Genomic DNA, 13,753 nt, shown 5'->3' on the forward strand with positions numbered 1-13,753 from the left:
TGTTATTTTCTAATTACGTTTAGTTTTATATGACAAATTACTGAATTTCACGGCATGAGCCAAATAAAATTCAATATAAATGCTTCTTTTTAGGTCCAATGCTCAATAAGCGCTAATTTTCAGTGCTTTCTTTATCAGGTAAGTCTTTTATTTCAACGCGACTATTTACTTCATAGTATTTTTGCGTGATTTTTTTCAAAATCTCGCGGCGTAATGTGCTTACGGTGCCAGCTTTAGTTAAGTGGTTACCATAGGTCGTAAATGTTTTATCCCAGCCCAGTGCCACAATACTAGGATCGACAACAACTGCATTACCTCCACCATAAGCAACATCGGTACCTAAAATATCGGTAATATCGTAATTATCGATACTAAAAGAGAGGTTTTGCACAACTTGGTCTTTATCTGGTTCTTGAATAACTAATGATTGAAGATGGTCAGCTAAGTCTTCTTCAAAGTTAGGGAAATAGTTTTTCTTTTCAAGGTATAACGAAGAAACACGTGTGCTATGAGTATCAATAACACTGCCTCGATTTGAATTTACAAATTGCACTGCATTGTTAGTCAGGGCGGTAAATACATTTTTCGCTGTATATGGGTAGTTAAGTAAATTTGGGCTACCAATATAACCACGGTAATAGCCATATATTAATAGCGGGTCATTGTTAAATAGCGGTGCAACAATGTTGTACTCTATATCGTTCAATGAATATTGATTACCGTTAAAGTTAAAGCGTGGCTTATCAAAAAAACTTGGCTCTTCGTTTATTAGCTTAGATAAGTTTTTTACTGGGTACTGCTGGACTAACTCATTGAGTACCGTCACGTTATAAAGATTGAACCAGTAAGCAAGCAGTTCAGACTTTGGCAAGTTACTCAAGTTAATCTTATTTGGCAGGTCGGCCATATTTTTTTGTATGACCTGCAAGGCTTGCCTCATTTTAGGATTGTCTTTATATGAATCATAATAAAAGCGGTTTGCTTCTGTTGCTGTTGAAGGTTTAGGGTTGGATGATAAATGTGTACCAATCGTCGTGGTGTGTGAGGTGATGCGGTAGCGGTCAGACATGCCTAAATCAATGACCGAAGCACTTAATATTTGCCCATAGCCAGCGTAATCAAGAGTAATGTTTGAGTTTGCATCATACTGATGAAATTGGCTAAATTTTTCTTGGTTAATTGCTGTGATGGCTGTTTTATTAATAGGAGCCGTTGAATTACAGGCTGTTACCAAAATAAGTGATGTTGTTAATGCGATGGTCTTTATAGCGCTTTTCATTTTTACCACCTTCCTTAGTACAAAAAATAAACACATTGCTTTTGCTTTAAATTGGCAATATCCAGGTAATTAACACAGAAAAAAAAGACTTAAAGTTGGCTATTGCAGTTTTGCTAAGTGTTTTAGTTGGGTATTTAAGCGGGTATTAAAGCGGCTCATAGCGAGCCGCTTTAGGTTTATGTTATTTATCTTCAGACTCTTTAGCTGGTAAGTCTTTTATTTCAACGCGAGTATTTACTTCATAGTATTTTTGCGTGATTTTTTGCAAAATCTCGCGGCGTAACGGGCTTACATGGCCGACTTCTTTAGTTAAGTTTGCACCATAAGTAACAAATCTAGTATCAAAGCCCTCTGCGACTATACTCGGATCGGCGACTGTCGCATTACCTCCACCATATTCCACATCACTGCCTAAAATATCGGTAATGTCGTAGTTATCGATACTAAAAGAGAGGTTTTTTACAACTTGGTCTTTATCTGGCTCTTGAATTACTAACGATTGAAGGTGGTCAGCTAAATCTTCTTCAAAGTTAGGAAAATAGTTTTTCTTTTCAAGGTATAACGAAGAAACACGAGTGCTATGGTTACCTATCACACTACCGCGGTTTGAATTTACAAATTGCACTGCGTTGGTGGTCAGGGCGGTAAACACATTTTTTGCTGTATATGGGTGGTCAAGCAAATTTGGGCTGCCAATGTAGCCACGGTAGTAGCCATATATTAATAGCGGGTCATTGTTAAATAGCGGTGCAACAATGTTGTACTCAATGTCGTTTAATGAATACTGGTTACCGTTAAAGTTAAAGCGTGGCTTATCAAAAAAACTTGGTTCTTCATTTAATAACTTGGTCAGGTTCTTAACAGGGTACTGCTGCACTAACTCATTGAGCACCGTCACGTTATAAAGATTGAGCCAGTAAGCGAGCAACTCTGATTTTGGTAAGTTACTTAAATTAATTTTGTTTGGCAGGTCGGCCATATTTTCTTGCACTTTTTGCAAGTCTTGCTTCATCTGAGGGTTCTTTTTGTACGAATCATAATAAAAGCGGTTTGCTTCTGTTGCAGTCGACGGTTTTGGGTTCGACGACAACCGGGTGCCAATTTTGGTTGTGTTTTGTGAAATGCGATAGCGATCTGACATACCTAAATCAATCACCGAGGCATTTAATATTTGCCCGTAGTCAGTGTACTCAAGGGTGATATTTGATTTTTCATCGTACTGATGAAATTGGCTAAATTTTTCTTGGCTTATGGCTGTCGTTGCTGTTTTATTAATAGGAGCCGTTGAATTACAGGCTGTAACTAGAATAAGTGATGTTGCTAATACGATGGGTTTTATAGCGTTTTTCATTTTTATGACCTTCCGTAGTTTAAAAAATAAACATAGCGTGGTTTTTCTGAAAGCGCAACAATCTGTTGTTTTTGTGAATTTTATTAAAAAATAAGCGTATAGTAGAAGAAATAAAAATAAAAAGGACAACTCATGGAAGAAGCAAAACAACAAAACCAAATCGAAACACCAGAAGCTAAAAGCTCCGTAAATGATGACTTAGTTGGCATAAAAGGTTGGCTCATTCTTGTGGCGATAGGTGTAGTGATCAGCCCTTTTAGAGTGTTTATCGAATCAATTAATACCTTTAAACCCATTTTCACGACCGAGATGTGGCAACGTTTAACGTCGCAATTTGGTGATATGTATCATCCGCTTTGGGAGCCTTTACTGATCATTGAAATGGTGTTTAATGCAGCACTATTTTTAGCTTCGCTTTATTTAATTGTGTTGTTTTTTAAGCATAAGAAAGCATTTGTAAGTTGGTACTTAGCGATATTATTTGGTGGACTAGCGTTTATTGCTCTCGATGCCTATGCGGTTAGTTTAATTGTGCCTGATGTCGACGTGTTCGACGATGAAGTTAGAACTATGATTATCAGAGGGCTTATTCAAGCTGTGATCTGGGGACCTTATATGCTTTTATCTAAGCGTGTGAAAGCCACATTTGTAAAATAAGCTATCTGGGCACCGTAATTGTAGCTTCTGTGCCTTGCTGGGGTTTTGAGTTTATTGATAATTCAAAGCCTTGGTTGCGCACAAGTTCTCGGGTTATCACAAGTCCTATACCTGTGCCATTTGCCTTGGTTGAGTAAAATGGCACGAACAAGTTATCGGGGTTTTGAATGCCACAACCTTGGTCGCTAATTGCAATATTTAAGCTATCACCTTGCCTTGACCAAGTGAGGCTAGGGGCAGAATTGCTGCCTGCTTCAAAGGCATTTTTTATCAGGTTGATCAACGCTTGTTCTAGCTGGCCTAAGTCGGCATTAACATGTAATTCTTCGCTGCTATTTATTACTAGTTCAGGAAAAATAGCACTTAAACGTGTGTTTAATTGCTCGCTACTGATTGCCTGCTTTTGTGCGGGTGGTAGCTTTGCAAACGCACTGTAACTGGCTACAAAATCAAGCAAGTGTTGAGCGCGCTTTTCTATAACTTGCAGCATATCTTGGGCGAGATCATCGTGACTGCTAATTTGCCCTTGGCGCTTAAGGGTTTGCAATGATTGACTCATTGAATAAATCGGCGTGAGTGAGTTACGTACTTCATGATTTAACACGCGAATTAACCGTTGCCAAACAAGTTGTTCATTATCGCGAAGCTGTTGCTCAATTGAAAAGAAGGTGAGTAATTCAAAGTTTCTGCCGGTCCGCCAAAAAGTCTGCGATGAGATTTTAAAGCGTTGTTTAAACAGTGAGTCACTGTTTTGTTGCCATTCGCCATCATGCAGAGCAATGCCTAAGTCGCTGGCCGACTTACCTTCAATTTGGCGATGACTAATACTGTTTATAAACGCCTTATTACTAAAGTAAATTAAGCCATGGGGGTCTAGTATAACGATGGGTAAGTCCAGCATGCTGGCAAACTCAAAAACAAACTCTTCTGTTTGCATATAATGGCGTTTGTTCTTGGCTATTTTATTGCTGAGCTTGGCAAAATCTTGCTTAAGCGCTGCGACTCGTCCACTTTGATAAGACGCTAAATGCCAACTATTACTTTCGTCATTTGCCAATGCATCTAGTTGCAGGCCAAAGCGTTCAACCACATCGGTGATCGCACGGTAGCTTTTAATTAAAGCAAAAGCGCTTATCCCGATAAACGGCAATAATAGGCTGATACTAGCAAACCAATCTAGTTTTAAGCTGAGCGAAAGGGCAATACCAAGCGTTAATAGCACCGCTATAAGCATATAAAAATAGCGTCGAATACGCTGCTCTAACGACAACTTGTTACTCATTTAGCGTTCTACTTCTTTTAAATCGAGCTGATGTTTATCAATGCGACGATAAATCGCCGATTTGCTTAACCCTAAAAATTCTCCTGCGGCGATAACATTGCCATTAAATTGCAGCAGTGCTTTTTGAATCATCTGTTTTTCAAGCTCTTCAAGGGGCAATAGTGGCAAAGCCTGTTCGGCATTGCTATTTGTTTGCTCGCAACTTGGTTGATCTAAAATGAGGTCATTGGCTTGAATATTGTTGTTATCGCTCATGATCACCGCGCGTTCAATACAATGGCTTAGCTCACGAATATTACCAGGCCAACTGTAATTTTTTAGCGCCTTTAGGGCGTCATCACTGAGCGCCATATTCGCGCGTTGATATTTTTTACCATGCACCAACAATAAGTGTTCTGCCAAGGGAGCGATGTCGTCTTTTCTGTCACGAAGCGGTGGAATGTGCAGTTCAATGGTATTGAGTCTAAATAATAAATCACGGCGGAACTCACCCTGCTCAATAGCTGTAGCTAATTCGCTATTGGTGGCAGAAATAATGCGAACATTGGCGGTTTTGGTTTGGCTTGAGCCTAGCACTTCAAATTCTTTGCTTTCTAGCACACGGAGCATTTTACTTTGTAGCTCAAGGCTTAAAGTCGCAATTTCATCTAAAAATAAGGTGCCGCCTTCGGCAATTTCAAAACGTCCTAGGCGGTCTTCTTTGGCATCAGTAAAAGAGCCTTTCTTATGGCCAAATAATTCACTTTCGAATAGCGTCGGGGCAATGGCGCCAACATTCACGCTTACATAGCGTTTATCAGCTCTGAGCGAGTGCTGGTGGATATAATGTGCCAATAAGCTTTTGCCAGTGCCATTTTCGCCGGTAATTAAAATACTGGCATCGGTTTTTGCTGCGCGCTCAGCTTTGGCAAGCAACAGTTGCATGATTTCTGAGTGGGCTATGTAATGGGCCTGTGTGTCGCTGGTAAGCGCCTTTAAACAGGCATTGTCGTGATTACTTTGCTTGAGCTTGAGTTGTTGTTGCACAACGGCAGTTAAGCGTAAGTTATTCCATGGCTTTTCAACAAAGTCGACAGCCCCTAATTGCATGGCTTTAACGGCAACATCAATGCTGGCCCATGCGGTCATCACAATAACAGGTATGGTCGAGCCTAATTGATTTAGTTGCTTTAAAAAGCGTAACCCTTCTTCACCTGAGGTCGTGTCGAGCTTGTAGTTCATATCAAGCAAAATCAGGCTAATGTGCTCTGATTTTAATAATTCAAGGGCATGTTCAGGGCCTTCGGCCTCATGGCAGTGTAAGCCTAATTGTTGTAATGCAACAGTAGCAGCCAGACGTACATCAGCTTGATCGTCGATGACTAAGATTTTGTCCATGATGTTTTCTTATTATCCTGTTGAGGTGGCTTAAATTTAAGCCACCATTTTGTGCTGTTAATCGTTACGTAGTGCGGCCATAGGTTTTGCTTTAAGCAGTAAAACCAAAGGTCTAAAGCAAGCGAATAGCGCAATACATAAGGTAATACTCCAAGCGAGTAATTGCAGTCTTACATCAAGTATCAGCCAAGACATTAGCTGTCCTTGTAACATGTAAAAACCCACTATTACCGCGGCGAGAGCAACCGCAAAACCAATGAGCACAGGGATAATAGCTTCAACACTCATCAGCTTGAATAAGCGTGCTTTTTTCGCACCTAATGCCATACGAATACCAAACTCATAGCGGCGCAGACCCAGGTTGTAGCTCAGTACCCCAAAAATACCGATTGCTGCTAATAATAGAGTAAATAGCGCTAAGGTACTACACAGAACCACGGTCAGTCGGCTCATATACAGTAAATTGTCGTACTCTTGTTGCAGGTCATTAAATTGCCACATGGTTAAGTCGCTGTTCTTTTCTTTTAGCGTATTAAGTATTTGTTTATTAGTCAGCTTAACGCCTTCAGAAGCTTTGATAGTAAACATGTAGCTATACGGTGTTGCTGGCCACCAAATGTGACGACCAAACGACTCATCGTAGTATTTAGGGTGATTAAAGTCTTCGGTTACACCCACCACTTCATACATCTTTTCTTCTAAACCTTGGTAGCTCTTGCCGATGATATTTCGATAGTCTTGGCTTGGTAATAAGTTCTCTGCAACGCTAACTGATACCAGTATCTCGTTGGTTTCACCACGTATAGCTTGTTCGCTAAAGGTGCGGCCAGCGAGAATTTTGGTGTTAACTAACGCAAAGTAATCAGGCCCTACCCACTGACTAGGGAAGAAAATTGAGCTTTTACCGTTTACATCAGTCAGGGTGTTGGCGTTTTGTCTTTGCGAAACAGGGCTGTGACCTAGGGCAACATCATCAATACCTTGGCTATCAAGCAAAACCTGCTTGTATTGCAGCATGTGTTCGTAGCGCTCCGCCAATGACATTTGATTATTTGGTTGGAACAGGTTGGCAAAATACAGGTTTTCGGTATCGCTACCGAGTGGGCGGTTAATCGTGCCCATGGCTTTACTCACTACCATCACTGAAAAGCTAACAAGCAGCGCGGCAACAAACATTTGTGAGCCAATTAAAATACGCACTGTACGGCCAGATACCTGTGAAACCCCGCCTTTACCACTGTTTTGCATTTGCGTATTTAGGGTTTTGTAATTTACTAAACGTGCTGTAATTACAGAGAAAATATAAGCAAGAGCAATACACAGTAAGATGGCAACAATAACTAACGTGCTATCCACGGCCAAGCTATTAACCAGTGGCAATCGGCCTTCTGCTAATACTTTAAATAAGCGTATGCCCCATACCGATAAAAACAGCGCAATGCTTACCGATAAGGTCATTAAAATCAGTGACTGTAAAAAGATACTTTTAAATAACGTGCTGCGTTTAGCACCTAACACCGCCTGCAAGGCGAGGGTTTTATGTTGAGCAAGAGCACGCGAGAAGAATAATGTGCTTACATTCAGTACTGCAATAATCAGTAGCCCTACCGCACCGGCTAACATCATCAAGCTTAAGTCATCGTTATTACCCAGCTCAACGTCACGATAAGGAGTTACTTCAGGTTTTACATCGGTGATACCACCGTTGTTTAGCCACTCTGATTTAACCGTATCAATTTGTTGTTTTAAATCGACTTTAACTTGGTCTATGGTGACCCCTGGCTTTAAAACTGCAATCAGTTTTAGGTTTTTAAAAGTGTTTGTCCATGGGCTTTGCCAATCGTCATTGTGAAAGAAACGGCGGTCCGCACTTGATGGAAACCACACTTCAACATCGCTTGCTTTAAACATGTAAGGTGGGCTGAATGAGTCATCAACAACACCCACGATACGGTGAACATAATCGGTTTCACCCGCCATGACTGAGAGTGTTTTACCAATAATGTTCGGGTCGCTGTTGTAATGCTTGCGCCAAAAATTGGCAGATATAACAACGCGGTCATCAGGTGTTTCTAGCGTTTCTCCAAGGTCAAAACCTTGTCCCATTAAAAATGGCGTGTTTAATAAGTCAAAGTAGTTGCCGCCAACATACAGCACAGACTCTTTAGGCTCGCCATCAAGGTTTGCAAAGATTTGCTCACCCGCATTGATCATCATACTTTGTTCAAAGCTTTGATTATGTTTAAGCCAATGCACCATCGATTGATAGCTTTGAAAGCCGGTGGCATCGTAGTCATCATAAGTAAGTGATTGCTCAACCACTACCATGCGGCTTTCATCGTACACATCAAGGGGCTTTAAAAAGTAGCTGTTAACAAGGCTAAGCACTACAAACAAGGTGGCAAGTGTTAAAGCAAGCGTTGCGATAACCGCAGTGACAAAGCCCGGTGCATTCATTAATGATGCCCACGCTAAGCTCAGTTGGGCGCGTGTTTTGGTTAATTTCATTACATCACCTCGGCGCTTTCGAGTACTTGCTCAGCAGTGTCGCTGCTAGGTGCTTGGCGAGCTTCAGAGTAGGAAACAATTTCACCATCTAGCAATTTAAGTTGCGTCTTTGCACGCCCGGCATAACGTAAATCATGGGTTACCATACAAATCGTGGTGCCTTTTTTATTCAGCTCATCAAGCAAGTCCATGACGGCATCACCATTTTTTGAATCTAAGTTACCAGTTGGCTCATCCACCAATAAAATGCTTGGCTTGCCAGCCAGTGCGCGGGCAATAGCAATACGCTGTTGCTGACCACCAGATAATTGATTTGGTTTGTGCTGAGAGCGGTGGCCCATTTCAACTTCATCAAGGGCCTGTTTTACCGCAAGCTCAATTTCGCTCGGGCTCATGGCTGGCTCTCGATAAGTGAGCGGCAGTGCCACGTTGTCGAACACCGATAATTCATCAATTAGGTTAAACGACTGAAATATAAAACCAATGTGAAGGTTTCTAAGTTCAGCTTGCTGATCCATATCAAGGGTTTTTGTGTCGACTTCTTTAATGAAATAGTCGCCAGCAGTTGGGCTATCGAGTAAGCCTAATAATGACAGCAGCGTCGATTTACCACAGCCAGATGGGCCGCTAATGCAGATATAGTCACCTTGGTTAATATTCAGGCTGATGTCTTTTAATGCATAGGTTTCAACATTTTGGCCGCGATAAACTTTGGCGATTTTGTTTAATGAGATAAGCGTATTGGTTTTCATAAACTGTCCTGTTCGATTTTTATTGTTGCCAAATGCTGCCATTTAGAAAGGTCTGAAATGATCAGCTGTTCGCCCACGGTGGCACCGCTCAAAAGTTGAATTTGATTGTCACTGAGTGTACCAAATTCGATATTGGTTGGCGTTGCTAACTGGGTGTTTGGATTAAGTTTAAACAGCGTGGCTTCGCTATTTGCTTGTGCTTTTTGCGGCACGTTAATGGTTAACGCATCGGGAATAATGTTGCTAACCACATAGCCTTCAATGCTTAAATCGGGTCGAGCATTTGCAGGCAGTGTGCCTTGTAAATCAAGTTCGATAATAACTCGACCATCGGTAACAATAGGATCAATTCGGGTGACTTTGGCATCAACTTCACTGTGGTCTGCTTGGCTAAAGGTGTTTACTTTCGCTGCCATATTGAGTGCCACTTTTTCGGCATCTGCTTGCTTAACGCTTAGCTCTGCTTTGAGTGCTTTATTTGAGCCAACCACCGCAAGGCGGGTACCGGGCACGAGATTTTGGCCAAGTTCAACATTCAATTCTTGCAGCATGCCATCGATACCTGCCGTTATTTGCAGCTGATCAAAAGCCTGTTGCTCAACTTGATAATTAAGCTCAAATTGGCTTAATAGTTCTTGCTGTATTTTGCTACGTTGTAAGTGCATTTCTTTAAGCTGTGCAAGGCGTTGCTGCTCGATACTTACGCGCTCTGTAAGCTGTGCAACGTTTAGCATGCTTCGTTTGTAATCGAGGCTTGAAACAATCCCTTGCTCGATCAGTTTGCTTTCAGCATCGACTCTAAGCTCTGCACTTTGCAGCTCACTTTTTAATATGGCGAGATTTGCTTGGCGCTCAAGTAGTTCACTTTGCTGGTTAATTCTTTGCTCATTAACACTGGCTTTTTGGCGAGCAAGTTCTAGCCGAGCGACCGATAAACGCTGCGCTTGCTGTGGGTTGACGAGGCTTAAAATCACTGTGTCTTTTTTAACGATAGTGCCGGGGTATACATGGATAGCTTCGACCATTGCGGTGTCGGTATTGGTTAAATAACGTTGATACTTTGGCTTTAAACGGCCAAAGCCACGTATTTTTACCACAAAATCGGCTTGTTCTACGGTTGCTATTTGCAGTTGGCTTGCAGCAACCACAGTGGGTGTCGCCCATTGATACACCATTAAAGCGCCAAGAGCCGACACGCCTATGGCTGCAGCCATAAGCCATTTTTTAGCTTTTGATTGCTGAGGTTTGCGTTTTAGTGTGCTGTCTAAATCCATGATACTGATAAATTTAAATAATCATGGAATAGCTAAGGCGAATTTTGTGCCAAAAACTAAGGTGTTGAAAAGTAATGGCTTTTTGTTTTTTGGAACGTGAGCTTTTCCCATTACTGGGAAAGCGAGTTTTAAAACTGGGAGTGAATGCTTAAATTAGCTTTCTTCGATTTTGCCAACTTGCGAAAGCTGATTAAACAAAATGCCTGCTTGGGTGCGGTTATAAACATTGAGTTTGCGTAAAATCGCTGACACATGTTGTTTGATTGTGGTTTCTTGAATCGACATTTCAAAGGCGATTTGTTTATTCAATAAACCGTCGGCAATCATCGCTAGTACGCGGTATTGCTGCGGAGTTAGTTTTTCGAGGTTACGAGCAAATTCGCTTTGTTCGTCGTTGATCACCACATCGGTTAAATCTACTTCAGGTGGTAACCAAGTGTCGCCGTTGAGTACATGGCTAATTGCTTCACTGATGACATCTAAAGAAGATGACTTTGGAATATAGCCGGCAGCGCCAAGGCTCATCGCTTGTTTGATTATGGCTGGTGTCTCATTGGCAGAGACCATAATCACTAAGATATCAGGGTAATGGTTACGCAGTTTCGAAAGGGCTTGTAGGCCATTTGCACCTGGGATCGTAAGGTCTAAAAATATTAGTTCAATCTCAGGGTGAGCGCTTAACAGTGCAAACAAACCATCAATGTCACTGGTTTCTTTAATATGTTCTTCTGGCACTGATGTCGCGGCAGCTTGACGCAGCGCACTTCTAAATAACGGGTGATCATCGGCGATTATGGTGTTCACAGCTAAAGACATTCCCTCGATTCTCCAATGCGTTATGTTATAAGTGATTTTGCGCTTTGAAACAAGGTTTGCCTGAGGGGAAGTTTCAGACAAACCTTTCTCACACAAGGATTTAGATTCTATTTTAGAAACGGTAACCAACAGTGAAGGCTACAGTGCGAGGGTCGCCGTAGTAACCAATCAGGGTATTATCACCACCTAAACCTGGGGTGTATTTGCTGATATCAGTTGGGTCTGTTGGATCAGGTGCCACGAATTGGTAGCCACCAATCATGTACTCTTCATCCGTTAAGTTTTTACCGTAAAGACCAGCAGTCCAGTGACCATCTGTGCTGTACCAAGTGATGCCCATATTAAAGATACCGTAAGCATCTTGCGTTAATAAGCTATCTTCTTCGAATAGCGCGTAGTCGCCTCTGTGGTAGTAGTTACCATTGATAACAAAGTCACCCATTTCAGTGTACATACGGTACGTTGCACCCAGGTTGAAGGTTAAATCAGGTGTGTTTGATACCGTAAAGCGATCTGATTTATCGAATGCTTCACCGGTTTCTGGGTCGTAATCAATTACGTTATCGAAGTTACTATCGATGTAACCTACTGATGCATCAAAGCTGAGTGACTCTGTTGCAACATAGTTTAGTTCAAGCTCAATACCATCTGATGTTGACTCACCAATGTTACCCAAGCGTTGATTTAGATCTGCTGCGCTATCGCCCGGTAATACAGAAATGTATTGACGGTCTTTATGGTCAAGGGTGAATAAAGTGACGTTTGCACGTAAGTTGTTGTTCCACTCACTCTTCATACCGATTTCGAATGAATCAACGATTTCTGGTTTTGCTGCCGGCTCTGCAGTGGTTGCACGTGGGTTGAAAGTACCTGACTTAAAGCCTTGCGCGTAACTAGCAAAGAACATGATGTCACGATTGTACTGGTATTCAACACCTGCACGTGGTGTGAAGCGTGACCATTCTTCTTCATCATCGAGTACTGTTGGAACCAGTTGGCCTTCTGGGCGAGTGTAACCTGGTACCCAACCTGATTCTGGATAAACAATGTCAAAGATTAGGCCATTGTTAACCTGTGCTTCTTTTTTGTCTTTGGTGTAACGCGCGCCGAGTGTCATTGACCATTTATCGGTTAAATCAATTGAGCTTTGGATATACGCTGCTTTACTGTTTGAGTTACTACAGCCGCTTACTTCACGAGTCAGACCCGGGGCACCTAAGCTTTGACCTAAGATACCTAAAATAGCCTCAAATTGACCGCAAGATTCACCATCATAGTAGTAAAGGCCCGAAACCAATTTGTAGTTATCGCCTTGATGATTTAGCTGTAACTCATGAGTGGTTTGTTCATCATCGTAAATAGCAGGTACATCGAAAATTTGAATTGACGTGTTATCAAAGTCGATATTCGTTGGTGAGTAGCTCTCACGGCTTGAACCAATATATTTAATGCTAGTGCTGTCAGTCATATCCCAACGAGCAGTTAGGCTATAGCCTTCGAGTTCAACTTTGTTCCATGTAGGCAAGCTGGTGTATGAGTCATACACGCTGTCTGGAACTGGCGCATCAGTAAGAATACTTGGTAGCAAACGGTAACCACCTTTTGCGTTTGATTTGTCTTCTGTTTTATCCCACGCGAAACGGAAGAATAAGTCATCGGTCGGAGTGTATTCGAGTGTAACGCGTGCTGCTGTTACGTCTTTGTTGTAGTTTTCGCGGTCTTGGTTATCAAGAGCCGATGTTAAAAACTCGCCAAAGCCATCACGGTTAAGCGTCGCAAAACCAAAGCCAACGTAAAGTTTTTCGTCAACAATCGGTAATTGGCCAGTGATTTTTAAATCTTTCTGGTTATAGCTACCTACAGTGCCTTGAATATTTAAGGTAGCATCACCGCTCATTTCTTTGGTGACGTATTTAATGGCACCACCTATGGTATTTTTACCGTAAAGCGTCCCTTGTGGACCACGTAATACTTCGATTTGTTGCACATCAAGAAGGTCAAGCACGGCACCCTGTGGACGAGCAAGGTAGACATCATCGATATAAATACCTACGCCTGGCTCATACCCCCAAAGAGGATCTTGCTGACCTACACCACGAATAAACGCGGTAATTGTAGAGTTAGTACCACGGCTTGCTTGCAGGGTGGTATTTGGCGAGAACTGTTGAACTTCGGTCATAACGACGATGCCATTTTCTGCCAGTTCTTCAGCACCCACTGAGGTTACAGCAACAGGAACTTCTTGCAGGTTTTCAACAGTTTTACGTGCTGTTACCTGAATACGTTCAAGTTCACCTTTTTTTGCTGCAGGTTCGGCTTGTTCTGCCGCTTGAGCACTGACACCTGCCAAAGCAAGTGATACAGCCAGAGTAAGTGGCGCGACTTTTGGGTTAAGCTTTATCATGTTGTATTCCTTGTTATTGTTGTCATTAGTCTTATGGCCACTCACATTGATGT

General features: G+C 41.9%; 10 protein-coding genes. 1 reads left to right on the plus strand and 9 read right to left on the minus strand.

Annotated elements, in window-relative coordinates; all coding sequences use genetic code 11:
• Positions 1-112: 112 nt before the first annotated feature.
• Both EXT43_RS15285 and EXT43_RS15290 read right to left on the minus strand, forming a co-directional pair.
• Entirely contained in the window at positions 113-1,279 is a 1,167-nt protein-coding gene (locus EXT43_RS15285) for a DUF547 domain-containing protein (protein WP_165385113.1), read from the minus strand.
• A gap of 181 nt (positions 1,280-1,460) precedes the next feature.
• Positions 1,461-2,630 (minus strand): DUF547 domain-containing protein, encoded by a 1,170-nt coding sequence (locus tag EXT43_RS15290; protein ID WP_130167362.1) that lies wholly within the window; start codon positions 2,628-2,630, stop codon positions 1,461-1,463.
• A 132-nt stretch (positions 2,631-2,762) separates the two neighbouring features.
• Between EXT43_RS15290 and EXT43_RS15295 the strand changes: the two genes are divergently transcribed.
• Positions 2,763-3,287: a DUF2569 domain-containing protein gene (locus EXT43_RS15295; RefSeq protein WP_130167363.1), complete on the plus strand. Its 525-nt coding sequence runs from the start codon at positions 2,763-2,765 to the stop codon at positions 3,285-3,287.
• A gap of 1 nt (position 3,288) precedes the next feature.
• Here EXT43_RS15295 and EXT43_RS15300 read toward each other — a convergent pair whose 3' ends face one another.
• From EXT43_RS15300 to EXT43_RS15330, 7 genes are all read right to left on the minus strand, one after another.
• On the minus strand, positions 3,289-4,569 hold the full coding sequence (locus EXT43_RS15300) for a HAMP domain-containing sensor histidine kinase (RefSeq protein ID WP_130167364.1): 1,281 nt from the start codon (positions 4,567-4,569) through the stop codon (positions 3,289-3,291).
• Positions 4,570-5,946 carry a sigma-54 dependent transcriptional regulator gene (locus EXT43_RS15305; protein ID WP_063529422.1) on the minus strand — a complete coding sequence of 459 codons (1,377 nt, stop codon included), beginning with the start codon at positions 5,944-5,946 and terminating at the stop codon, positions 4,570-4,572.
• A 57-nt stretch (positions 5,947-6,003) separates the two neighbouring features.
• Complete coding sequence (locus EXT43_RS15310; protein WP_130167365.1) at positions 6,004-8,454, minus strand: ABC transporter permease; 2,451 nt, start codon at positions 8,452-8,454, stop codon at positions 6,004-6,006.
• Positions 8,454-9,206, minus strand: a complete 753-nt coding sequence (locus EXT43_RS15315; RefSeq protein WP_062566311.1) for an ABC transporter ATP-binding protein — start codon at positions 9,204-9,206, stop codon at positions 8,454-8,456. The genes EXT43_RS15310 and EXT43_RS15315 overlap by 1 nt, the downstream gene beginning before the upstream one ends.
• The gene (locus EXT43_RS15320) at positions 9,203-10,480 is read right to left on the minus strand and encodes an HlyD family efflux transporter periplasmic adaptor subunit (protein WP_130167366.1); all 1,278 of its coding nucleotides are present in this window, start codon (positions 10,478-10,480) and stop codon (positions 9,203-9,205) included. Before EXT43_RS15320 ends, EXT43_RS15315 begins: the two co-directional genes overlap by 4 nt.
• A gap of 153 nt (positions 10,481-10,633) precedes the next feature.
• Positions 10,634-11,296 (minus strand): response regulator transcription factor, encoded by a 663-nt coding sequence (locus tag EXT43_RS15325; RefSeq protein ID WP_130167367.1) that lies wholly within the window; start codon positions 11,294-11,296, stop codon positions 10,634-10,636.
• Between the two features lie 112 nt (positions 11,297-11,408).
• Positions 11,409-13,700 (minus strand): TonB-dependent receptor, encoded by a 2,292-nt coding sequence (locus tag EXT43_RS15330; RefSeq protein WP_130167368.1) that lies wholly within the window; start codon positions 13,698-13,700, stop codon positions 11,409-11,411.
• Positions 13,701-13,753 lie beyond the last annotated feature (53 nt).

This window comes from Pseudoalteromonas sp. CO109Y, assembly GCF_004208935.1.
Lineage (GTDB): Bacteria > Pseudomonadota > Gammaproteobacteria > Enterobacterales > Alteromonadaceae > Pseudoalteromonas > Pseudoalteromonas shioyasakiensis.

What these genes read in the sequence shown, in the direction of transcription:
- EXT43_RS15325 (WP_130167367.1), bottom strand. Translation starts at nt 11,296, where the DNA reads ATGTCTTTAGCTGTGAACACCATAATCGCCGATGATCACCCGTTATTT.
- EXT43_RS15320 (WP_130167366.1), bottom strand. Translation starts at nt 10,480, where the DNA reads ATGGATTTAGACAGCACACTAAAACGCAAACCTCAGCAATCAAAAGCT.
- EXT43_RS15305 (WP_063529422.1), bottom strand. Translation starts at nt 5,946, where the DNA reads ATGGACAAAATCTTAGTCATCGACGATCAAGCTGATGTACGTCTGGCT.
- EXT43_RS15315 (WP_062566311.1), bottom strand. Translation starts at nt 9,206, where the DNA reads ATGAAAACCAATACGCTTATCTCATTAAACAAAATCGCCAAAGTTTAT.
- EXT43_RS15330 (WP_130167368.1), bottom strand. Translation starts at nt 13,700, where the DNA reads ATGATAAAGCTTAACCCAAAAGTCGCGCCACTTACTCTGGCTGTATCA.
- EXT43_RS15290 (WP_130167362.1), bottom strand. Translation starts at nt 2,630, where the DNA reads ATGAAAAACGCTATAAAACCCATCGTATTAGCAACATCACTTATTCTA.
- EXT43_RS15300 (WP_130167364.1), bottom strand. Translation starts at nt 4,569, where the DNA reads ATGAGTAACAAGTTGTCGTTAGAGCAGCGTATTCGACGCTATTTTTAT.
- EXT43_RS15285 (WP_165385113.1), bottom strand. Translation starts at nt 1,279, where the DNA reads ATGAAAAGCGCTATAAAGACCATCGCATTAACAACATCACTTATTTTG.
- EXT43_RS15295 (WP_130167363.1), top strand. Translation starts at nt 2,763, where the DNA reads ATGGAAGAAGCAAAACAACAAAACCAAATCGAAACACCAGAAGCTAAA.
- EXT43_RS15310 (WP_130167365.1), bottom strand. Translation starts at nt 8,454, where the DNA reads ATGAAATTAACCAAAACACGCGCCCAACTGAGCTTAGCGTGGGCATCA.